Here is a 20,628-nt window from a genome sequence, read left to right on the forward strand (position 1 = left end):
TAATGAAAAAAGATTTTAAAGCGGTTCCTAAAAAAATTCAAAGAAAAAGAGAAGCCAATAAAAGGGTAAAAGATTTTGAACCGGTTTATATTGAGTTTAATGAAGAAGAAGCCGCACAGCAGGCTAAAAGATGTCTTACCTGTCCTATAGATGTTTTAAGGGGGCTTGAGAGCGAATTTAATTTTTGCAGAACAGGATGCCCTCTTAATAATTATATTCCAGAGTGGATAAGAGAAGTAAGACGCGGAAATTTGAAAAAAGCATTTGAGCTTAGTAACGAAAAATCCCCTTTTCCTGAAATTATGGGAAGAGTGTGCCCGCATGACAGTTTGTGTCAGGGAAATTGCGTATTATCCAAAACAGAACATGGAAGCGTTGCAATAGGTGCTATTGAAGTTTTTATCAGCGAAGAAGGATTTAAAAAAGGATATAAACCGTATTACGGGGAAGATAAAAGAAGAAAAAAAAGGGTTGCGGTTATAGGCAGCGGACCTGCCGGGATGAGCTGCGCCACTTTTCTTTTAAGAGGCGGGGCAAATGTGGAAATTTTTGAAAAATCCGACAGACCGGGTGGACTTTTAACATACGGTATTCCGAATTTCAAACTTGATAAGGAAGTTGTTTTCAGAAGATTTAAATGGATGCAGGAAGCCGGGCTTAAAATTCATTTGAATTCACCTGTTTTAGAAGAAAAAGATTTTGAAAAGATTGTTGAAAATTTTGATGCAGTGTTTATAGGTGTCGGTGCTCCAAGCGGCAGGGGGGCGAGAATGGAAAATGAAAATGCTAACGGTGTTTATCATGTAATGGATATTTTAACAAACGCTCAAAAAAGAGTTTTTCAGGATTTTGACGATTGTGTTTTAAAAGATAAAAGAATTGTTGTTATAGGCGGTGGTGACAGTGCCATGGATGCAGTAAGAACCAGTGTAAGGGCAGGGGCCAAGGAAGTTTACTGTGTATATAGAAGAGATGAATCCAATATGCCTGGAAGCAAAAAAGAAGTTGTAAATGCAAAAGAAGAAGGTGTAAAATTTAAATTTTACACAGCACCAAAAGCTGTAATGGTTGATGAAAATAATAATGTAAAAGGAATTGTGTGTCAGCAGACTGAACTGGGAGAGCCGGATGAGAGCGGAAGAAAAAGGGTTAGAGTTATAGAAGAGAGTGATTTTGAAATTCCTTGTGATATAATTATATTGGCGTTAGGGTTTGATACCGTTAAATTCCCTTGGTATGAGCATGCCAGTATTGAGACTGACAAATGGGGATGTCCTGTTGTAAATAAAAAATATCAGACCACTAATGAAAAAGTTTTTGCCGGAGGAGATGCAATTAGAGGTGCCGATTTGGTTGTAACAGCTGCAAGAGACGGAAGAGAAGCGGCAGTTGGCATTTTAGAATATTTAGGATTAAAGGATTAAAATGATTCCAATTTATAAAAGCGATGTGGTTATAGTCGGGGCTGGACTGGCCGGACTTGCTGCGGCAAGAGAGCTGAGCAGGGCCGGTAAAAATGTAACGGTTCTTACAAAACTTCATCCTCTGCGTTCACACTCAGGTGCCGCTCAGGGTGGAATAAATGCAGCTTTGGCTGATGATGACAAAGTTGAATTTCATATGTTCGACACTGTTAAAGGAAGTGATTATTTGGCAGACCAGGATGCGGTTGAGCTTATGTGTTCAAAGGCGCCTGAGACAATCAGATGGATTGAAAGAATGGGAGCGGTTTTCAGTAGAAGGGAAGATGGCAGAATTGCACAAAGACCTTTTGGGGGTCAGAGTAAACCGAGAGCATGTTTTGCAAAAGACAGAACCGGACTTACGCTCCTTCAGACCATTTACGAACAGTGTGTCAGAGAAAATGTGTTAATGCTTGATGAATGGTATGTAAGTGATATTTTATATGAAAATGGCAAAGCTTACGGAGTTGCGGCTTTTAATATAAGGGATTTAAGTTTTGCCATTTTTAATGCAAAGGCCGTTATGTTTGCAACAGGAGGATATGCAAGGGCTTTTAAAATAAATTCAAACGCACATGCAAATACAGGGGACGGTCTTTCTATATTTGCAAGAAAAGGTCTTCCTCTTGAAGATATGGAATTTGTGCAGTTTCACCCTACGGGACTTGCCGGAAGCGGAATATTAATGAGTGAAGCCGCAAGAGGCGAGGGCGGAAAATTAATAAACGGACTTGGTGAGAGGTTTATGGAAAAATATGCACCTGAAAAAATGGAACTGGCTCCTAGAGATGTTGTAAGCAGGGCTATTATGAAAGAAATAATCGAAGGAAGAGGTGCAAAAGAAGACCATTTTGCCGTATATCTTGATCTAACGCATTTAGGAGAAAAGAAAATACAAGAAAGACTTCCGGAACTAAGGGATTTGGCTTTGACATTTTTAGGCAGGGATATGGTAAAAGAGCCTATTTTAATTTCTGCAACCGCCCATTATTCAATGGGAGGAATACCTGTTGATATAAACGGACATGTCAGAAAATCAACAGAAGAATTAAGCGAAGGGCTTTATGCGGCTGGTGAATGCGCCTGTGTCAGTGTTCACGGTGCCAACAGGCTTGGGGCTAATTCACTGCTTGAGGCACTCTTTTTTGGAAGATGGGTAGGCGGCCAGATTGCTGAAGATTTAAAAGATATTGATTTTAAAGAAGCAAAAACAAGCGACGTAGAAAATGCTTTAAGTGAAGTTGATTTTCTTTTGAATAACAACGGAGATGAGAGAACATCCAAAATAAGGGAAGAGCTGCAGGAGCTTATGAGCACAAAAGTAGGTGTTTTCAGGGAGGAAAAAAATCTGCTTGCGGCAAAAGAAAAAATAAAAGAACTTCGCAATAGATATAAAAATATAAAACTCGATGATAAATCAAAAGCTTATAATACTGACTTGCAAGAAGCAATAGAACTTGGCCATATGCTTGATTATGCACTGTTTATTACTGCCGGCGCAGTTGAAAGAAAAGAGAGTAGGGGGGCGCATTTCAGGGAAGATTATCCTAAAAGGGACGATGAAAATTTCTTAAAGCATACATTCGGATATCTGGAAAACGATGACATAAAAATTGAATATGCCCCTGTAAAAATAACAAAATTCGAACCTCAAGAGAGAAAATATTAAAGGGTTGATAATGGAAATTACTTTAAAAGTTTACAGGTTTAATCCCAAAAAGGATGATAAACCTCATTTTGATAAATATAAACTCGAATTAAGAGAAGATGCGGTTTTATTGGATGCGCTTAATGAAATAAAATGGAAATTTGACGGAAGCCTCAGTTACAGAAGAAGCTGCAGGCATGGAATATGCGGAAGCTGCGCAGTTAAATTAAACGGTAAAAATGTTTTGGCATGTAAAACGCCGTTAAAAGAAGCAATTGAAGATTTTGGCGAAGTGCTTATAGTTGAGCCGTTAAGCAAAAATAGGGAAAAAATTATAAAAGACTTGGTAATAGATAAAAAAGATTTCTGGGATAAAAATAAAAAAGTAAAACCGTATCTTATAGCAAATATAGACGAACATCCAGAAAAAGAAAATTTAGTAAAACCCGAAGAAGTGGAAGCATTGGAAAATGCGGATTACTGTATTGCCTGCGGATGCTGCTTTTATGCATGTGGGAGCATAAGCGCTAATAAAGATTTTCTCGGACCTCAGGCTCTTGCCAAAACATACAGGTTTAGTGCTGATGGCAGAGATGAGGCAAAAAAAGAAAGGCTTGAATTTGTTGATAAACTGGGAATTGGAGTGTGGGATTGCGTAAAATGTCAAGCCTGTATAGAGGTTTGCCCTAAGGGAGTGGATCCGTTTACTAAAATCACCCATCTTCACAATCAGATTTTTGAAGAAGGTGTCGCCAAGAAAAATGTGGCTGCCAAACATGCAGAAGGATTTGTACATTCTATAAAAAAACACGGTATTTTAGACGAAGGAATGCTTGTTTTATATTCTGAGGGTATTAATGTGGCAAGACATTTGCCTGAAGCTATGGAAATGCTTAAAAAAGGCAAAATAAAATTTCCATGGAATATGCCTAAATCTGAAGGTGTGGAAGAGATTAAAAAATTAGTTGAAATATCACAAACACACGAATTAAAGGGTTAATATGAAATATGCACTTTACACCGGTTGTACAGCTAAAGAATCAACACCCGAACTTTTAAAATCTACTTTACTGGTGGCAAAAACACTGGGTATAGAAATAGAAGTTTTAAATGAGGCCAGCTGCTGCGGGGCCGGACATCTGCAGGATTTTGACGAATTCCTCTCATTGGTAATAAATGCAAGAAATATATGCCTTGCTGAAAAAAGAGGCCTTAAAATGGTAACACTTTGCAATACTTGCCAGCTGATGCTTGAAAACACCAAAAGAAAACTGGATGTTGATGAAAAATTAAAAGAAAAAGTTAATCAGAAACTGGGCGAACTTGGTTATAAATATGTGGGCAATATGAAAATACAGCATTTCTTATATGCTATTTTGGAAGATATAGGATATGAGGAAATTGCAAAACATATAAAAAGACCTCTTAATCTAAAAATTGCCCCGTTTTACGGATGTCATATAATAAGACCTTCAAAAACACATGACGGGGATAATTTAAATGAAAACCCTTATAAGCCAAATGCAATAGAGAATCTTATAAAAGTTTTGATGGGTGAGAGTATAGATTATCCTACAAAGCTTAAATGCTGCGGTTTTCATGTTGATTTACAAAATACCCCTGTTAGTGAAAAATTAACTTCTAATATTTTGGAAGATGCTACAAATGCCGGAGCTGAGGCGATTGTTACGCCGTGTCCTTTGTGTCATCTAAACCTTGATGTAAAACAAAGGGCTATTGCAAAAAGGAAAAATAAGGATTTTAATATCCCTGTTCTTCATTTGCCTGAAATGCTGGCTCTTGCTTTTGGATATTCCGCTGAAGAGATAGGGTTAAACCATCATGTAATAGATGTAAAATTTTAAGGCTTTCGCCTTATTTTTTTATCTTTGCATAAATTTTTATTTAATTTAAAAATTTCTTTTATTTTTTCTAAATCTTTTTCTTTTGAATAAATATGTTTTACCATAAGCTTTTCACAATTGTTGTTTAAATCAATTTCAAATTTTTCAAAAAAATCTTTATAATCACTTAATTTCTTTTTAGCTCTGTAATAATAAACCAAATGAGATAATGATAATAAAAAAACAGCTAAAAAAAATAATATAATCGAAAATATTTTTTTATCTGTTCCATAGGGCACTGCCTGGTAAGTAGCAATAATAAGCATTGCTAAAGAAAAAATAACAGCCCCTATATAATAACTTTTTTGTGAAGTGATTATAAAAAGATAATTATCAAAATTTTTTTCAATTTTAGCTGCTTTATATAAATTATAAAAGCTCATCAATACAATAACTGCACTTGTTAATATTAATATATCATAAAACATGTAATTCCTTAAATTCAATTTTGTAATAATCATTTGGAAAATGAACGGTTTTGATTAAAAATTTTTTATTGTCTATTTTTTCTGTTTTTTCTTTTTTGAAATCAAATTCTATATTAAATTTATCTTCAAATTCTTCTAAATTGTTAATTTTACCAAAAATTTTTTTAAAAGCTTTATTATAGATTATGTTTTGATTATGTTTACAGATACAGATTGGATAATTTTTCTCTTCTATTAAATTTTTTAAAATTTCCAAGTATTCTTTTGTCTCTTTTCTTTCATTGATAATTTTTGCAAATTTTTTTAATGTCTTAAACAGGGAATCTTTAAAAATAGGTTTTGTAAGATATCCGTCAATTCCTATATCAATGGCTTTTTTCATATAATCCATATCTGAAAAAGCGGTAATTACAAGAATTATAATGTTTTTATCTTTTTTTTTGATATATTCGGAAAGTTCCAAACCGGAAATTTCAGGCATTTTAATATCTGTAATTATTAAATCTAAATTATTGTTGTTAAAAATTTCAATTGCTTTTTTTGCATCTTCCGCAATAAAAAATTTATTGAATAAATCCTTAACAAGTAACGAAAAAGCTTCTCTTACCATTTCGTCGTCTTCTACAAAAAGAACGTTTAAATTTTTTAATCCCCGCATTCTTCAAACTTTATATTTTTATTGGCTAGCTCATTTTTAAACCATTCATATAGTTCTTTTGCACCATCTCCAGCAAAAGATATTTCATTGGTATAATTCAGCTTTGGTAAAGTGGAAAATTCTACATTTTTAGGGACTTTATTCATAATATCAAGCATTTCAGATTCTTTTGCATGTGCAATTAAAGTATATCTTTCTTTTTTATTTTTTAAAGGAAAAAATTTATCTAAGCTTTCTCTAGTCATAGGATGAGACATTTCAGGAAATCCCGGCATAAAAAAATATCTGTTTTCAAGATAAAATCCAGGAAATCCGTTTATTGGATTATTCCAAAGAGGTTTTGCACCTTTTGGCCAATAGGCTAGTAAATATTTTTTTGAATTATCTTCGTTTGGAAATTTCTCATCAATTTTTTTTATAAAATCTTTGTTATATTCCATTTGGGAATTAGCAAAAACTTTAGCTGCAATTTCTCTTGTAAAATCATCAGGAGTGGCTCCTATTCCACCGTAACAGAAAAGATAAGAATTAGGAGTATTTTTTATAAGTTTAAAAATATTTTCAATTAAATTAGGTTCATCTTTAATAATAAAAGAGGCACAAAGTTCATAGCCCCTTTTTAATAGTTCATCTCTTAAAAATTTAAAATGTTTATCTTCTCTTCTTGCATTTAATATTTCAGTTCCAATAATTACCTGAAAAATATTCATTAAATTTTCTCTTTTATTACTTTTTCCATTTCATCTACAATTTCTTCAATTGTTCTTTCGCCATTAATTTTAATAAGTTTGTTTTGTTTTGTATAAAATTCTTCTATATCTTTAAGAGGCTCAAGAAACACTTTCATTCTGTTATTAAAAACTTCTGCGTTATCATCAGCACCTCTAGCTCTTCCAAGAACTCTGTCTCTTGCAATTTCTTCACTAACTTCTACTTCAATAACAGCCACTAAATCAATATCTTTAGAATTTTTTAGCATCTCATCAAGTGCTTTCATTTGCTCCACGCTTCTTGGAAAACCGTCTATTAAAATTATGTCTTTATCCGCTTTTTCAATAGCGCTTTTGATTGTGTTGATTACTATTTCAAGAGGTACTAAATTTCCGTTATCAATATAGCTTTTAATTTTTTTTCCAAGTTCGCTTCCGCTTGCAACTTCTGCCCTTAATAAATCACCTGTTGAATAATGCACAATTGTATCTGGATTTCTTTTTGCGATAAGTTCTGCATCCGTTGTTTTTCCGCTTCCAGGCGCACCTATAATTAAAAACAGTTTTTTCATTTTTTTACTCCTTTTTTTATATTTATTTCTTAACTTCTAACTAGGCTATTTGGTAACTCATAACTCATAATTCACAACTCATAATTCATAACTCACCACTCACTATTTAAACATCGGGCATTCAAATTTTTTAACATAAATTTTTTTGCTCATTCCTTTTCCTATGGCAATTTTTCTGCCTTCCATGTCAATTTCGACAGGACCAAAAATTGATTTATTTATAATTTGTCCCATCTGTCCTTTTCTAATACCCAAATCCTGCATTCGGTATTTGAAATTCCCGCAGGAACGGTCAAATTCAATTATTTTAAAAACATCTCCGTTTTTAAGATCGCTTAATCTAATCATTTTTAGGTTTGTGTATTTTTATGTGTAATTCTTTTAACTGGGCTGTTTCCACTTCATTAGGTGCTTCTGTCAGAAGACACTGGGCTTTTTGTGTTTTTGGAAACGCAATTACGTCTCTTATGTTATCAGTATGACGCATTAACATTATAACCCTGTCAAGTCCAAGTGCGAATCCGCCGTGAGGAGGTGCACCGAATTTAAGTGCGTCAAGTAAAAATCCAAATTTTTCCCTTGCTTCAATTTCATTGATACCCAGAAGCTTAAACACCTTTTTTTGGATTTCTTCTTTATGTATACGTATACTTCCTCCTCCGATTTCATAACCGTTTAAGACTAAATCATAAGCAACTGATTTTATATTTTCAAAATTTTTTTCATCCCAAGTTTGCATATTAGGCATGGTAAAAGGATGGTGAAGCGGAGTAGGATTTCCTTTTTCATCTTTTTCAAACATTGGAAAATCAGTAACCCAGACAAATTTAAAATCTTTTTCATCATATAAATTCATCTCTTTTGCTATTTTGGCACGTAGTCTGCCCATATAATCAAGTACCGTTTTTTTATCTCCTGCTCCGAAAAATATTATGTCTCCCAATTGGGGATTAAGTTTAGATATTAATCTTTCAAGTGATTTTTCACTTAAAAATTTTAAAATCGGGCCTTTTAAACCGTCTTCTTTTATTTGAATATATGCAAGTCCCGCTGCTCCGAATTTTCTGACGTAATTTTCAAGCTCTTTTAATTTTTTTCTTGAATAAAAATTATCCCCTCCAGGAATTTTAAGTGCTTTAAATCTGTTTTTGTTTTTATCTTTTGCAATATTGCTGAAAATTTCATTGTTTGAATCAACAAATTCATCTATTACATCAATCATTGCCAAATCGTATCTTAAATCCGGTTTGTCACTTCCGTATTTTTCCATGGCTTCATGATAAGTTATTCTTTCAATCGGCAGATTAACATCAATCCCGGCTACTGCAAAAGCTTTTTTTGTCATACCTTCAATTGTTTTAATTACATCTTCCTGTGTTACAAAACTCATTTCCACATCAACCTGTGTAAATTCCGGCTGTCTGTCGGCTCTGAGGTCTTCATCCCTGAAACATTTTGCAATCTGATAATATTTGTCAAATCCAGCTACCATTAAAATTTGTTTAAAAAGCTGAGGTGATTGGGGAAGTGCATAAAATTTCCCGGGGTGAACCCTGCTCGGTACTAAATAGTCCCTTGCACCTTCCGGAGTGGATTTGGTAAGAATAGGTGTTTCTACATCAATAAAGCCCACACTGTCAAAATAATCTCTCACGGCTTTTGTGACTTTGCTTCTTAAAACGAATGTTTCTAAATTGTCAGGGTCCCTTAAATCCAAATATCTGTATTTTAATTTAAGTTCCTCATTTACATTTTTATCCCCGATTTGAAAAGGCAAAACTTCGCATGTATTTTCGATTTCCAAAGAATCAGCTACAACTTCGATTTTTCCAGTTTTAAGTTTTGGATTTTCAAGACCTTCACCTCTTAATCTTACTCTACCTTTTGTTTTTATTACATATTCGTCTTTTACTTTTTCGGCAACTTTATGAGCTTCAACACTGTCAGCCGGATCTGCAACTATTTGTATTAGCCCGCTTCTGTCTCTGAGGTCTATAAAAATAACCCCTCCGTGGTCTCTGTGTGAATTTACCCATCCTGCCAGTTCCACCTCTTCTCCAATATTCAATTCATTAAGTTCTGCACAGTAGTGGCTTCTCATTAATATCCTTTTTTAAGCGCAATTATATCAAAATGTGCTATAATTTTTTCAAAGGATGCCAATGAACAGCATTTATCTTTTAATTTTTATTGTATTGTTCAATTTATTCTCAATTTTTTTTGTTAAATATATAAAATATTTTATATTTAAGCATAGAAGAAATATTTTTTTTAAACTTTTTTATTCAAGAATTTATAAAATTTCAATACCATTATTATTGTTGATTGACGGAAATTTTGTTTTTTATTTATTAAAAAATTATAAAATCAAAGAATGGGTTTTTTATTTTAATGTTTTGTTTATAGGCTGGCTGTTTTATGAAATAATCAAATATATTATTTATGTAATAATCGCAATTAATTTATCTCATAAAACCAATGTAAGAAAAGAAGTTTTTAATTTATCTATTCATTTTACAAAACTTTTTATAATTTTAATTATTTTTATTTCAATATTAATCCATTTGGGGGTGAATATTGCGGCTATTGTAACATCTTTGGGTGTGGGTGGTGCTATTATAGGTTTGGCGGCCAAAGGTACATTGGAGAATTTTTTTGATTCCATAAGGGTTATCAGTGAAGACGCTTTTCATCAGGGGGACTGGATAGAAACAAAGGATTTTGAAGGTCTGGTTGCCGACGTAGGCCTTACATCTACACAGGTCAGAACATTTGACAATGCTTTAATAACTGTTCCCAATTCTTTTTTGGCCAACAGCTGGATAAAAAATTATTCCAGAAGGTTCATAGGAAGAAGAATAAAATTTTGGGTAAAAATTAAATATTCCACCGATATCGAAGAGATTAAAAGGGTTATTAAAGAAATAAAAAAAATGCTCGAAAAACATCCCGGGATTGTAACAGATAAAAAAATAGAAAATAAACTGAGGCGTATTATGTATAAAAATGCACTTTTTTCCATAGAAGATAAATATGGGATAAGAAAAACACTTTTGGTTTATTTAGATGAATTTGATGAATATTCAATGAAGATATTAGTTTATGCCTATTCGATAAGTATAAACTGGGAAGAGTGGCTGAGAGTTAAACAGGATGTTTATCTTAGAATATTGAATATAATTGAAAATTCTAAATTAGAGTTAGCCTATCCCATTCAGGAAGTTTTTATTGATAAAAGGGATAAATTATGGAAATAAAAAAATTAATTGATAAATACAAAAAATCAGACAGCGCTAAGATTTTGCATAAATTAAGGGTGGAGGCGAGAAAAGCTCTTTCTAAATTACAAAAAGAAGGTAAAACCGATACGGGGCTTAAAAATTTACTTAAAAACTCTTCTAAATTAAGAGATACAGATGTATTGATTAAAATTTGCAAAGGTAAAAAAATTCAAAAATTTTTAAAAAGAAAACATGAAAAACTTAGAAAAAAATTTTTAGAATTTTTAGATAATTTTAAAAGTGAAATAAAACCTATTGAAAAAGAAAAAGAGATTTCAATTGAAAATTGTTTAAAAATTTTGAATGAAACTTTTTTAGATAAAGATGACAAAACTCTTCATAAAATAAGAATAGAAATTAAAAAATGCAGATACACTCATCCTGAATATGAAGATATTTTAAAATTAATTCAGGATAATTTAGGAAAAGCCCATGATTATTATAATTGCGAAAAATTAAGAAAAAAATTTAACAAAGACACTAAAAAAATAATTAAAAAGAAAAATAAATATATTAAAAAAGCGGAAAAGATAAGAAGTGTTTTTATAAACGATATTCTCAGCGCTTAGATTATTCTGCCGGCATTCCTTGTTTTTTACTTCTTTCCATTGCCTGCTGGGCAAGATATCTATCTCCAAATTTTTGAAGATTTTCAAATTCAGTCTCAAATGTGTCAAAATGTCTCTCTTCATCTGCAATGATACTTTCAAATAACTGTTTGGTTCCAGAATCTTTTGCATTCGCACATTCAATTGCAAAATCGTTATACATATCTATTGCATCTTCTTCACTTTTCATAGCCCATTTCAGCATCTCTTTTGGGTCTCTTATATGTTCTACCTCGTGGGCCGGTTTCATTTCAATTTCACCGCCTACAAATAAAATTCTCTCGGCATATCTTTCAGTATGCAGCATTTCTTCAATTGCAGTTTTTTTAAAAATACCGGCCAGTAAATCATATCCCAAGTCGTCCAGTATAAAATGAAAATACATATATTGGTGAATTGCACTGAGCTCTTCCCCCACTGCTTTATTTAATAATTCTATTGATTTGCTTCTGTCCATTTTTTCTCCTTTTGGTTTTGGATATTATAACATAAAATTTTAAAAAATAATATTTTTCTGTTAAAATAATTTATTATTATAAATGTTCATAACTTGCTATAATTATAAAAAAAGGTTTAAATTGAAAGCGGGATTTGTACTTAAACCAAAAGCGGATGAAAAAATAAAAAGTGATTTTTTAGAGATAAAAAAAATTTTTGAAAAAAACAATATAGAAGTTTTAATTGATACTGTTTGTGCAAAATTAATAGGACTTTTGGGGATGGATTTTAATAAAATGTGCGAAGAGGCTGATTTTCTTGTCGCACTCGGGGGAGACGGCACTTTAATATCACTTACAAGAAGAAGTTACAGGTATCATAAGCCTATACTTGGTATAAATGCAGGGAAACTAGGGTTTTTAACTGATATAAATCCTGAAAATATTAATGAATTTATTGAAAAATTTTTAAAAGGTGAATATAGAATAGATGAAAGAATGGTTATTGAAGTTGAATTTAACAATAATCTTTTGTATGCTTTTAATGATGTGGTTATCAGTAAGGATATTAATTCATCTATGATACATATAGATATAGATACAAATGAGGCCCATTTAAATACTTATCACGGAGACGGCCTTATAATTTCCACTCCAACAGGTTCGACCGCATATAATTTAAGCGCCGGCGGCCCTGTTGTGTATCCTTTGACGGAGAGTTTTATATTAACGCCTATCTGTCCGCATTCTCTTACACAAAGGCCTCTTGTTATTCCGAGTAAATTTAAAATAGAGGCAAAAGTGAAAGAAGATTTTGCAAAAATGATAATAGACGGTCAGGAAATATTTGATATAAATTCCGACATTAAACTGAGAAAAGCAAAATATCCTGCAAAACTGATACACAGGATGGAAAGAAATTATTTTGATGTGTTAAGGGAAAAACTTCATTGGGGAGAAGGGTAGTGATAGAAAGAGTCTATATAAAAGATTATGTTACATTTGAAGAAGTCGAGCTCGAATTTCAGAAAGTTGAGCTTGAATTTTCAAAAGGTCTGATTGTTTTTACGGGTCCCAGCGGGGCCGGGAAATCTGTTTTAATGAGGGGAATTTTGTCAATTTTTGGATATTTTGACGTAAATGCCGCTTTGTCGGAAGCCGTTGTTGATGCAAATATAGATTTGGAAAAATACGGAATCGAAAACGATGAAGTTCTTATTTTTAAACAGATTAAAAAAAACAAAAACAGGTATTTTATAAACAATCAGGCGGTTAGTAAAAAAACAATTAAAGAAATGTCTTCAAAATTTCTGGATTATCTCTCTTTAAGGGAAATAAAAGAGTTTGAAAATAAAAATATATTAAGTCTGCTTGATAAAATTATTCAGGAGAAAGATTATTATGTTAAATTAAATGAATATAAAAATCTATATAATAAATATAAAAAATTATTAAAAGAACTAGAATTAATAACAAAAAAACAAAAAGAATCTGCTGAAAAAAAAGAATTTTTAAAGTATGAAATAGAAAAAATAGAATCAATTTCCCCAAAAATAGGGGAGTTTGAAGAATTAATGAAAATAAAAAAAGATTTAAGTAAATTAGAAAAAATAAAAGATAAAATTCATGAAGTGGAAAGAATATTTGATTTAGAACATATTGTATATGAATTTTTGGAAATGACAGACGAAGATGGAGAATTTTTTTCAAATACTATGAATGAACTTAGAATTATGATTGATAAAGCTGTGGAAAAAGCGTCTTTTTTGGAGAATGTAAATATAGAAGAAGTGTTGGAAAGATTATCCAAACTTCAGGAATTAATCAGAAGGTTTGGGAGTATTGAAGAAGCACTTAAATATTATGAAGAAAAAAAAGAGGAATTAAACAGGTTTGAAAATATATCTTTTGAAAAAGAAAAACTTATTAATGATATTCAAAAACTTAAAAAAATCTTAAATGAAACAGCCCGGTTTATAACTGAAAAAAGAATCATTGCGGCAAAAAAGCTTGAAGAAAAGATTAATTATTTTTTAAAAAAACTTTATATGCCCGGAGCTAAAATACATTTTTCTGAAGACGGGTTAAACGAGTCTGGGAAAGATAAAGTCGAAATAGTCATCAATGATATAGATACTAATACACTCTCCACCGGTGAATTTAACAGACTTAGAGTAGCACTTTTGGCTAGTAAACTTGAATACGAAGATGAAGAAAAAAGTCTTTTTTTAGATGAAATAGATGCAAATTTGAGCGGCGAAGAAAGTATGAGTGTAGCCGAAGTATTAAAATATCTTTCCACTAAATATCAGATTTTTGCTATTTCCCACCAGCCTCAGCTTGCAAGTGTAGCCGATAAACATTTTTTGGTTACGAAAGAAAACAATAAAAGTTATGTAAAAGAACTGAGTGTTAATGAAAGAATAAATGAAATTGCCAGAATAATAGGCGGAAAAGAAAAAAGTAAAAAAGCTTATGAATATGCAAAAGAGCTTTTAAAAGGAAAATAATGTTTTGCCCACTTGATTGCTGGGACGCCTGCCAGTGTAAAATGGAAAACGGAAAACGGAAAATTAAAGCAGAGGGAATAACTCCTTATCTTTGCTGGAAATTAAACAATTATTTTAAATTTCCTATAGAATCTACTGCAAAATTTAATGGTAAAAATATTATGTTAAATGAAGTGTTACATAAATTTACAACTATATTAAAATCAACTCAGCCTAAAAAAGTTCTATTTATCAAGGGCTCAGGAAATATGGGATTAATGCAAAATGTTACGAAATTATTTTTTGAAAAATACGGAGCTACTTTTGCCGTTGGCAGCACATGTGACGGAATAGGGGAGAAAGGTATTAAAAAATCAAGAGGCAAAAGTTTAATTTTACCAATATGGATTGTAAAAAATGCTAAGAATGTTATTATTTGGGGAAGAAACCCATATGTTACTAATATTCATCTTTTGCCTTTAATAAAAGATAAATTCACTATTACTATTGATGCAATAAATACTAAAACAGCTAAAAATTCTGATTTTTTTATTCAGGTAAAACCAAATTCTGATTATTATTTAGCTGCATTGCTTTCCCAAATGGCAATGGAAAGGAATTTAGTTAAAAAAGATGACGGTTTGGATTTTGAAAAATTTAAAAAAATAGTTTTTTCTTATTCCAAAAACGAATTAATTGAAAAATCCGGAGTAAATGAAAAACAGGCTGAAAAACTGTTTGAAATAATAACCGAAGGTGCTGTTGTTTTAACCGGGCTTGGTATTTCTAAATGTAAAGAGTGTTATAAAACCGCATGGGCAATTGATTCACTTTTTTATATGCTGGATTATTTTGGGAAAAAAGACATGGGTGTTGCATATCTCGGAAGCAGCAGTTTTGGGATAAACAACCCTTTTAAAATAAATCATAAAAACAAAATAGCTCTGTTTGATGTTAATCTGGATAATTTTGATGTAGTTTTTATTCAGGGCGCAAATCCGCTTGTCAGTTTTGTAAATAGGGATAAATGGAAAAAATTAAAAGAAAAAAAGTTAATTGTATTTGGAAAATATTATGATGAAACGGCAAAAATTGCAAATCTTTTTATTCCTACAAAAGATTTTTATGAAAAAAAAGATGTAAGAGGAAGTTATTTTCATGAATATGTTTTAACAATGGAAAATGTAAAATGGAAAATGGAAAATGAGCTTTGCTCATCTGGCTGCTTGAAAAGCGGCCACGATGAAAGAATTAGTGAGTATGAGTTTACAAAATATTTATTTAATGAATTTGGATTTGGAGAATTGAAAAAAGAAGACGAATATATCAGGGAAATTTTAGATTCTAACTTAGAAAAAATAAATGACAATGTTTATAAAAAAAAGGTGTTTGATAAACCTCCTTACAGCGAAGGATTTTTTACAGAGGATAAAAAGTTTCATTTTTTAACTGAATTGTTTGAAAGAAATGAAAAAGAGTTTGAAATTATTACGGCAAAAGAAGCAAAAGCATTGAATTCACAGTTTAAAAAGGATGAAAATATTTATATAAATCCAGAGAGTAAAAATATTATGTTAAATTGGGTTAAAAAAAATATCAATCAAAAATTAATAAAATATGATAAAAACGTACCAAAAAATATCATATATACAAAAGGCGGAACTGTTATAAATGAAATATTAAAAGCAAAAGGGGAGAATGCATATTATGAAATTCAGTAAAAATTCTTTATGTCCATGCGGTAGCGGTAAAAAATATAAAGACTGCTGTTTCAAATGGCACAAAATAAATTCAGCTCCCGATGCACTGTTGCTTATGAAAAGCAGATTTTCTGCTTATGCCATGGGCAATGCCGAATATATTATAAAAACCACTCATAAAGATTCCCCTCATTTTGAAAAAGACAAAAAGGCTTGGATTGAATCTATAAAAGATTTTAGTAATAGTTATTTCAAAAAATTAGAAATTATTGAATTTATAAATGGTAAAAAAGAGGCGTTTGTTGAATTTAAAGCATATATTGATGATTATATTATGCACGAAAAAAGCCGATTTATAAAAGTTGATAAATGGTATTATATAGACGGAGTACAATATGAAATTTAGCGGATTTTACAAAATATGGCTTTGTAAAAAAGTTTCAAACTTTGTGTCTGAGTTTTATTGCTTTTGTGAGGGAATTAATATCAACATTTTCAAAATGTACCCCAGTTGGAATGCCTTGGGCAATTTGAGAAAATTCAATTTTCAAATCTTTTAATTTATCTTCTAAATATAAACTTCTTGCTTCACTTTCAACCGAAGGAGGGAATGCAAAAATAATTTCTTTTATTTTTTTATCTTTTATAAAATTTCTTAGTTTTTGAATTTTTTCATCATCTAAGTGATTTAAAACAAAATAGTATCCGTTGTAACTTCCGCTTTCTTCGATAATCATTATATCTTTTGGACTTTCCACAACTGCAAGTATTTTGTCTCTGTTTGGATTATCGCAAATTTCACATATTTCATATTCGCTGAAATTGCCGCAAATTGAACATTCTTTTATATTTGTTACTACATTTTCAATAGCATTAATCAGTTTCATTGCCCTGAATTTATCTTTTGCCAGAAATAAAGCAAGTCTTGTTGCACTTTTTTTGCCAATGCTCGGTAATTCTTCCAAAGCTTCAATTAATTCATTGATTGAATTCAAATCTTTCATTTTTCTCCTAATTTTAGTAAAATTTGTGAAATTATAACAAAGGTTGATAATTTGTGTAACTGTAAAAATAAATTAAACGATTTTGAAAAATATGTTATTTGTGATAAAGGCACCGAACCGGCTTTTGATAATGAATACTGGAATAATAAAAAACCAGGTATTTATGCATGTAAATGTTGTGAAAAAGAGCTTTTCAGCTCGGAGCATAAATTTGACAGCGGCACAGGATGGCCGAGTTTTTATATACCGGTTGGGAAAATTCTTGAAGCTCCTGATTTCAGCGGCGGAATGAACAGAGTGGAGGTAATGTGCGCAAACTGTGAGGCGCATCTCGGACATCTTTTTGGAGACGGACCTATGCCGACAGGTCTTAGATATTGTATAAATTCAGTTAGTCTTAAATTTATACCAAAGGTTTAATTTGGCTGTTAGAAATCTTGAGGTTGATGATAAAAAATTTAAAATTGCTTATGATATTATAAATCCGAATAAGGAAAAAAATATTATTTTTTTGCACGGTTGGGGCAGTAATAAAGAAATTATGAAAGTTTTTAGTGATAATTTTAATGATTTCAAACATATTTATATTGATATGCCAGGATTTGGAAAAAGCAGTAATGATTATGTTTTAAGTACTTTTGATTATGCAAAAATAATGGATAAATTTTTAAATGAACTAAATATAAAAAAAGATATTATAATAGGACACAGTTTTGGAGGAAAAGTTGCAACCCTTCTTAAACCGGATTTACTTGTACTTCTTGCAAGTGCCGGAATAGTTTTGCCAAAACCGATTAACATTAGACTTAAAATAAAATTTTATAAAACATTAAAATTTTTAGGGCTAAGTAAATTTAGAAAATATTTTGTAAGCAAAGATGCTAAAGGAATGAATGAAAATATGTATGAAACTTTCAAAAAAGTTGTGGATGAAGATTTCAGTGAAATTTTTAGAAATTATAAAGGAAAAGTACTGATTTTTGGAGGAGATGAAGATAGTGCAGTTCCGCCTGTTGCAGTAAAAAGACAAGGCGAATTATTAAATAGTAAAATTATTATGTTAAGTGGAAATCATTATCTATTTTTTAACTCACCCAATATGAACAATGCAAAAGAAAACAGAAAAATAATAGAAAAAACAATTAAAAAAGTAATATGAAAAAATTAATTTTATTTCTATCTGTTTTGCTGTTTGCTCATGATTCGCCTTATTCACTTGATAAATTTAAACCAATACTAAACAATGCAAAACTTCAGGCACCTACAAGTAAATACAATCCTTTATACAGTGTAAAATACGGTAAATTTAATGCATATGAAAATAAATATTTTTATCTGCAGGATAATGATTTAATGGTATTTTATATGTGCAAAAAACACAACAGAAGTGAGCTTAGATTCAAAAATAACTGGTATATAAATGATAATAAAGAAAAAATCCTCTATGCAAATTTAAAAATATTTCCTTTAAATTCTAATGAATTTACATTTTTACAGATTCATTCTGATAATAATTTATGTGATGTAAACAAACCTCTTTTAAGAGTAGCTTTTATTAAAAAAAGAAATAAAATAAAAAATTCAATATGGGCTATAATAAGAGTTTCACCATATGAAAATGGTTATAAAAAAATTTTCTTAGGTAAAAATGAAGGTTTTATGAAAATAAAAATTTTAAAAAACGCTAAAAACTACGATAATAAGGAGAATTTATGAGTATTTTGGTTGAATTTGCTATGTTTCCAACAGATAAAGGTGAAAGTGTTAGTGAATATGTAAGCAGAATTATAAAAATGTTTAAAGAAAGCGATATTAATTTTCAGTTAACACCGATGGGAACAATATATGAAGTGAATACCATTGAAGAAGCAACAGAAATTATAAATAAAGCCTATAAACTTTTAGAGCAAGACTGCAATAGGGTATATACAACAATAAAAATGGATATAAGGAAAAATAAAAGTAACAGAATGAAGCAAAAAATTGAATCAATTGAAAAGAAAATAGGAAAAGTAAATTGATAAAACTAAAAGGCGTTAAACATCATATTTTGGATATTGATAGTTTGGAAATAAACGACAATACAGTAATTTTAGGGCCAAACGGAAGTGGAAAAAGTATTCTTTTAAAAGTTATTACACATGAATTATATCCACAGCGTTTAAAAGAAAGACTGGTTTTTGGCAAAAAAATCACTTTAAGAGAAGCAAGGAAAATTTTCGGGATTGTAAATTCAGATTTGGAATATTTTTATAAAAACGAACATATAACCGTTTTTAATGCTATAATTTCTTCATTTAAAGAAGCTTTGGTGGTGTATAATTTTTTTAAATTTAATAATAATGAAATAGACAAAACTTATGAAATATGTGATAAATTTAATTTAAACCATAAGCAGGATGTTTCAACTCTTTCACTTGGTGAAATAAAAAAAGTATTGATTGCAAGAGCGGTTATTCATAATCCAAAAATTTTATGCCTTGATGAACCTACAAACGGGCTTGACATCAAAGTAAAATATGAATTTTGGGATTTTATAAAAACACTTAATAAAAAACTTATTTTAATAACCCATGATTTTTATGAAATAACTGATATATTTAGTAAAATAATTATGTTAAGAAATGGTAATATATTCAAATCAGGCAATTTAAATATATTAAACAAAAAAAATATAAATAAATTATTTAATTTAAATGAAAAACATTTAAAAAGATTTTTTAATGGATAGATTATATGCTCCATGGAGAAGGGAATATCATCTGAAAAAGCAAGACGGATGCGTATTTTGTAATATTGCAAAATCTCCAGAATATGATGATGAAAATGAGGTATTTTACAGAGATGAAATATGCTTCTTTGTAATGAACAGGTTTCCTTATAATCCGGGACATTTTATGATAATACCAAACAGACATGTTGGAGAATATGAAAATTTAAATGAATTAGAAGTAACACATATTGCAAAAAAAGCTCAAACCGGATGTAAAATTTTAAAGGATTTTGGAGCGGATGGAATAAATATGGGATGGAATTTGGGATTTGACGCAGGGGCCGGGATACCTGGGCATATACATCTGCATTTGGTCCCAAGGTTTAAAAGAGATACAAACATGATGACAACAGTTTTTGAAACCAGGGTTTACAGTGCAGATTTTGATAAAATATACAAAGAAATTAAAAAAATTTCTAAAAAATACCTTTAAGGAGAAAAAATGGATTTTTTTAAAATAGTTCAGACAATAGAAAGCATACAACATCCTGCAATTGCCACAAGTCTGGTAAATCTTGGTATGCTGGAAAATATTGATTTTGAAGGAAACACAGTTAAAGCCACATTTGTATGGCCGTTTGAAGGAATTCCTATAAAAGGGCAAATTATTAATTCTGTAAAAACACTCCTTGAAAATATGGGGTTAAAACTGGAATATAATGAAAGAATAATGAGTGAAGATGAAAAACAGAGATTTTTAGAACTTGAAAAAAAATACTGGAGAGGAGGAAATGCTGGTTGCGGAGTTTAAACTTTTCTTAAAAACTCGGCCCCATCAAAAAAACTGTGTAAATCCTAATATAGATGTTGAGAGATGATAAAATAAAAAAATAAAGTAAAGGATTTACACATGAGTATTTTAAACATTGAAGAATATAAAAGAAGATTAAAATCAGGAAATCCAGTGACAATTGAAGAGCTTGAAAATGAATTAAAAATTTAATCAAAGAGAT

At 30.6% G+C, this 20,628-nt stretch carries 25 protein-coding genes; 17 read left to right on the forward strand and 8 right to left on the reverse strand.

The features are described from left to right. The first annotated feature begins 2 nt into the window (after nt 1-2). The 4 genes from DZ68_RS0109485 to DZ68_RS0109500 are packed head-to-tail and all read left to right on the forward strand — an operon-like array spanning nt 3 to nt 4,976. A complete protein-coding gene (locus DZ68_RS0109485) occupies nt 3-1,424 on the forward strand; it encodes a glutamate synthase subunit beta (RefSeq protein ID WP_024791071.1) in 1,422 nt (473 codons plus the stop codon). 1 nt (nt 1,425) lies between these two features. Beyond that, nucleotides 1,426-3,132: a succinate dehydrogenase flavoprotein subunit gene (gene sdhA, locus DZ68_RS0109490; protein ID WP_024791072.1), complete on the forward strand. Its 1,707-nt coding sequence runs from the start codon at nt 1,426-1,428 to the stop codon at nt 3,130-3,132. Nucleotides 3,133-3,142: 10 nt separating this feature from the next. Continuing rightward, complete coding sequence (locus DZ68_RS0109495) at nt 3,143-4,111, forward strand: succinate dehydrogenase/fumarate reductase iron-sulfur subunit (protein WP_024791073.1); 969 nt, start codon at nt 3,143-3,145, stop codon at nt 4,109-4,111. 1 nt (nt 4,112) lies between these two features. Next, nucleotides 4,113-4,976: a CoB--CoM heterodisulfide reductase iron-sulfur subunit B family protein gene (locus DZ68_RS0109500; protein ID WP_024791074.1), complete on the forward strand. Its 864-nt coding sequence runs from the start codon at nt 4,113-4,115 to the stop codon at nt 4,974-4,976. Here DZ68_RS0109500 and DZ68_RS0109505 read toward each other — a convergent pair. The 6 genes from DZ68_RS0109505 to aspS all read right to left on the reverse strand — a co-directional run bounded on the left by DZ68_RS0109505 (nt 4,973) and on the right by aspS (nt 9,484). After that, a complete protein-coding gene (locus DZ68_RS0109505) occupies nt 4,973-5,443 on the reverse strand; it encodes a hypothetical protein (RefSeq protein ID WP_024791075.1) in 471 nt (156 codons plus the stop codon). The genes DZ68_RS0109500 and DZ68_RS0109505 overlap by 4 nt on opposite strands. Beyond that, entirely contained in the window at nt 5,433-6,101 is a 669-nt protein-coding gene (locus DZ68_RS10580; RefSeq protein WP_024791076.1) for a response regulator, read from the reverse strand. The genes DZ68_RS0109505 and DZ68_RS10580 overlap by 11 nt, the downstream gene beginning before the upstream one ends. Next, nucleotides 6,089-6,811, reverse strand: coding sequence for a molybdopterin-binding protein (locus DZ68_RS0109515; protein ID WP_024791077.1), 723 nt, complete (start codon nt 6,809-6,811; stop codon nt 6,089-6,091). Before DZ68_RS0109515 ends, DZ68_RS10580 begins: the two co-directional genes overlap by 13 nt. Continuing rightward, on the reverse strand, nt 6,811-7,383 hold the full coding sequence (locus DZ68_RS0109520) for an adenylate kinase (RefSeq protein WP_024791078.1): 573 nt from the start codon (nt 7,381-7,383) through the stop codon (nt 6,811-6,813). Before DZ68_RS0109520 ends, DZ68_RS0109515 begins: the two co-directional genes overlap by 1 nt. Nucleotides 7,384-7,485: 102 nt before the next feature. Further along, nucleotides 7,486-7,731 carry a ferrous iron transport protein A gene (locus tag DZ68_RS0109525; RefSeq protein WP_024791079.1) on the reverse strand — a complete coding sequence of 82 codons (246 nt, stop codon included), beginning with the start codon at nt 7,729-7,731 and terminating at the stop codon, nt 7,486-7,488. Next, nucleotides 7,724-9,484 carry an aspartate--tRNA ligase gene (gene aspS, locus DZ68_RS0109530; RefSeq protein WP_024791080.1) on the reverse strand — a complete coding sequence of 587 codons (1,761 nt, stop codon included), beginning with the start codon at nt 9,482-9,484 and terminating at the stop codon, nt 7,724-7,726. Before aspS ends, DZ68_RS0109525 begins: the two co-directional genes overlap by 8 nt. Nucleotides 9,485-9,545: 61 nt before the next feature. Here aspS and DZ68_RS0109535 point away from each other — a divergent pair, with 61 nt between their 5' ends. Further along, entirely contained in the window at nt 9,546-10,640 is a 1,095-nt protein-coding gene (locus DZ68_RS0109535) for a mechanosensitive ion channel family protein (protein WP_024791081.1), read from the forward strand. After that, the gene (locus DZ68_RS0109540) at nt 10,631-11,233 is read left to right on the forward strand and encodes a CHAD domain-containing protein (RefSeq protein WP_024791082.1); all 603 of its coding nucleotides are present in this window, start codon (nt 10,631-10,633) and stop codon (nt 11,231-11,233) included. Before DZ68_RS0109535 ends, DZ68_RS0109540 begins: the two co-directional genes overlap by 10 nt. Nucleotide 11,234: 1 nt before the next feature. On the opposite strand, the gene DZ68_RS0109545 is transcribed toward DZ68_RS0109540, so the two are convergent. Next, the gene (locus DZ68_RS0109545) at nt 11,235-11,729 is read right to left on the reverse strand and encodes a bacterioferritin (RefSeq protein WP_024791083.1); all 495 of its coding nucleotides are present in this window, start codon (nt 11,727-11,729) and stop codon (nt 11,235-11,237) included. Nucleotides 11,730-11,850: 121 nt separating this feature from the next. On the opposite strand from DZ68_RS0109545, the gene DZ68_RS0109550 reads away from it, so the two are divergent. From DZ68_RS0109550 to DZ68_RS0109565, 4 genes are read left to right on the forward strand one after another with little or no spacing between them, the layout of a single operon-like run. Then, nucleotides 11,851-12,675 carry an NAD(+)/NADH kinase gene (locus DZ68_RS0109550; RefSeq protein WP_024791084.1) on the forward strand — a complete coding sequence of 275 codons (825 nt, stop codon included), beginning with the start codon at nt 11,851-11,853 and terminating at the stop codon, nt 12,673-12,675. Further along, nucleotides 12,675-14,219, forward strand: coding sequence for an AAA family ATPase (locus tag DZ68_RS0109555; RefSeq protein ID WP_024791085.1), 1,545 nt, complete (start codon nt 12,675-12,677; stop codon nt 14,217-14,219). The genes DZ68_RS0109550 and DZ68_RS0109555 overlap by 1 nt, the downstream gene beginning before the upstream one ends. Continuing rightward, nucleotides 14,219-15,919 (forward strand): molybdopterin-dependent oxidoreductase, encoded by a 1,701-nt coding sequence (locus DZ68_RS0109560; RefSeq protein ID WP_024788371.1) that lies wholly within the window; start codon nt 14,219-14,221, stop codon nt 15,917-15,919. The genes DZ68_RS0109555 and DZ68_RS0109560 overlap by 1 nt, the downstream gene beginning before the upstream one ends. Continuing rightward, nucleotides 15,906-16,304, forward strand: coding sequence for a YchJ family protein (locus tag DZ68_RS0109565; protein ID WP_024788372.1), 399 nt, complete (start codon nt 15,906-15,908; stop codon nt 16,302-16,304). The genes DZ68_RS0109560 and DZ68_RS0109565 overlap by 14 nt, the downstream gene beginning before the upstream one ends. A gap of 34 nt (nt 16,305-16,338) precedes the next feature. On the opposite strand, the gene recR is transcribed toward DZ68_RS0109565, so the two are convergent. Next, complete coding sequence (gene recR, locus DZ68_RS0109570; protein WP_024791086.1) at nt 16,339-16,902, reverse strand: recombination mediator RecR; 564 nt, start codon at nt 16,900-16,902, stop codon at nt 16,339-16,341. Nucleotides 16,903-16,953: 51 nt separating this feature from the next. On the opposite strand from recR, the gene msrB reads away from it, so the two are divergent. From msrB to DZ68_RS0109605, 7 genes are read left to right on the forward strand one after another with little or no spacing between them, the layout of a single operon-like run. After that, entirely contained in the window at nt 16,954-17,322 is a 369-nt protein-coding gene (gene msrB / locus DZ68_RS0109575) for a peptide-methionine (R)-S-oxide reductase MsrB (protein WP_024788374.1), read from the forward strand. 1 nt (nt 17,323) lies between these two features. Beyond that, nucleotides 17,324-18,061, forward strand: a complete 738-nt coding sequence (locus DZ68_RS0109580; protein WP_024788375.1) for an alpha/beta fold hydrolase — start codon at nt 17,324-17,326, stop codon at nt 18,059-18,061. After that, nucleotides 18,058-18,618 (forward strand): polysaccharide lyase family 7 protein, encoded by a 561-nt coding sequence (locus tag DZ68_RS0109585; RefSeq protein ID WP_024788376.1) that lies wholly within the window; start codon nt 18,058-18,060, stop codon nt 18,616-18,618. Before DZ68_RS0109580 ends, DZ68_RS0109585 begins: the two co-directional genes overlap by 4 nt. Beyond that, a complete protein-coding gene (locus tag DZ68_RS0109590; protein WP_024788377.1) occupies nt 18,615-18,923 on the forward strand; it encodes an MTH1187 family thiamine-binding protein in 309 nt (102 codons plus the stop codon). The genes DZ68_RS0109585 and DZ68_RS0109590 overlap by 4 nt, the downstream gene beginning before the upstream one ends. Continuing rightward, complete coding sequence (locus tag DZ68_RS0109595) at nt 18,920-19,633, forward strand: ABC transporter ATP-binding protein (protein ID WP_024788378.1); 714 nt, start codon at nt 18,920-18,922, stop codon at nt 19,631-19,633. The genes DZ68_RS0109590 and DZ68_RS0109595 overlap by 4 nt, the downstream gene beginning before the upstream one ends. After that, nucleotides 19,626-20,108, forward strand: coding sequence for an HIT domain-containing protein (locus tag DZ68_RS0109600; RefSeq protein ID WP_024788379.1), 483 nt, complete (start codon nt 19,626-19,628; stop codon nt 20,106-20,108). Before DZ68_RS0109595 ends, DZ68_RS0109600 begins: the two co-directional genes overlap by 8 nt. Before the next feature lie 9 nt (nt 20,109-20,117). Further along, nucleotides 20,118-20,426: an iron-sulfur cluster assembly protein gene (locus DZ68_RS0109605; protein ID WP_024788380.1), complete on the forward strand. Its 309-nt coding sequence runs from the start codon at nt 20,118-20,120 to the stop codon at nt 20,424-20,426. Nucleotides 20,427-20,628 lie beyond the last annotated feature (202 nt).

This window comes from Lebetimonas sp. JS085 (assembly GCF_000523295.1).
Taxonomy (GTDB): Bacteria; Campylobacterota; Campylobacteria; order Campylobacterales; family Nautiliaceae; genus Lebetimonas.

Bases quoted from the DNA above. Each gene is read 5' to 3' on its own strand.
- DZ68_RS0109485 (WP_024791071.1), top strand. From the start codon at position 3: ATGAAAAAAGATTTTAAAGCGGTTCCTAAAAAAATTCAAAGAAAAAGA.
- sdhA (WP_024791072.1), top strand. From the start codon at position 1,426: ATGATTCCAATTTATAAAAGCGATGTGGTTATAGTCGGGGCTGGACTG.
- DZ68_RS0109495 (WP_024791073.1), top strand. From the start codon at position 3,143: ATGGAAATTACTTTAAAAGTTTACAGGTTTAATCCCAAAAAGGATGAT.
- DZ68_RS0109500 (WP_024791074.1), top strand. From the start codon at position 4,113: ATGAAATATGCACTTTACACCGGTTGTACAGCTAAAGAATCAACACCC.
- DZ68_RS0109505 (WP_024791075.1), bottom strand. From the start codon at position 5,443: ATGTTTTATGATATATTAATATTAACAAGTGCAGTTATTGTATTGATG.
- DZ68_RS10580 (WP_024791076.1), bottom strand. From the start codon at position 6,101: ATGCGGGGATTAAAAAATTTAAACGTTCTTTTTGTAGAAGACGACGAA.
- DZ68_RS0109515 (WP_024791077.1), bottom strand. From the start codon at position 6,811: ATGAATATTTTTCAGGTAATTATTGGAACTGAAATATTAAATGCAAGA.
- DZ68_RS0109520 (WP_024791078.1), bottom strand. From the start codon at position 7,383: ATGAAAAAACTGTTTTTAATTATAGGTGCGCCTGGAAGCGGAAAAACA.
- DZ68_RS0109525 (WP_024791079.1), bottom strand. From the start codon at position 7,731: ATGATTAGATTAAGCGATCTTAAAAACGGAGATGTTTTTAAAATAATT.
- aspS (WP_024791080.1), bottom strand. From the start codon at position 9,484: ATGAGAAGCCACTACTGTGCAGAACTTAATGAATTGAATATTGGAGAA.
- DZ68_RS0109535 (WP_024791081.1), top strand. From the start codon at position 9,546: ATGAACAGCATTTATCTTTTAATTTTTATTGTATTGTTCAATTTATTC.
- DZ68_RS0109540 (WP_024791082.1), top strand. From the start codon at position 10,631: ATGGAAATAAAAAAATTAATTGATAAATACAAAAAATCAGACAGCGCT.
- DZ68_RS0109545 (WP_024791083.1), bottom strand. From the start codon at position 11,729: ATGGACAGAAGCAAATCAATAGAATTATTAAATAAAGCAGTGGGGGAA.
- DZ68_RS0109560 (WP_024788371.1), top strand. From the start codon at position 14,219: ATGTTTTGCCCACTTGATTGCTGGGACGCCTGCCAGTGTAAAATGGAA.
- DZ68_RS0109565 (WP_024788372.1), top strand. From the start codon at position 15,906: ATGAAATTCAGTAAAAATTCTTTATGTCCATGCGGTAGCGGTAAAAAA.
- recR (WP_024791086.1), bottom strand. From the start codon at position 16,902: ATGAAAGATTTGAATTCAATCAATGAATTAATTGAAGCTTTGGAAGAA.
- DZ68_RS0109585 (WP_024788376.1), top strand. From the start codon at position 18,058: ATGAAAAAATTAATTTTATTTCTATCTGTTTTGCTGTTTGCTCATGAT.
- DZ68_RS0109590 (WP_024788377.1), top strand. From the start codon at position 18,615: ATGAGTATTTTGGTTGAATTTGCTATGTTTCCAACAGATAAAGGTGAA.
- DZ68_RS0109600 (WP_024788379.1), top strand. From the start codon at position 19,626: ATGGATAGATTATATGCTCCATGGAGAAGGGAATATCATCTGAAAAAG.
- DZ68_RS0109605 (WP_024788380.1), top strand. From the start codon at position 20,118: ATGGATTTTTTTAAAATAGTTCAGACAATAGAAAGCATACAACATCCT.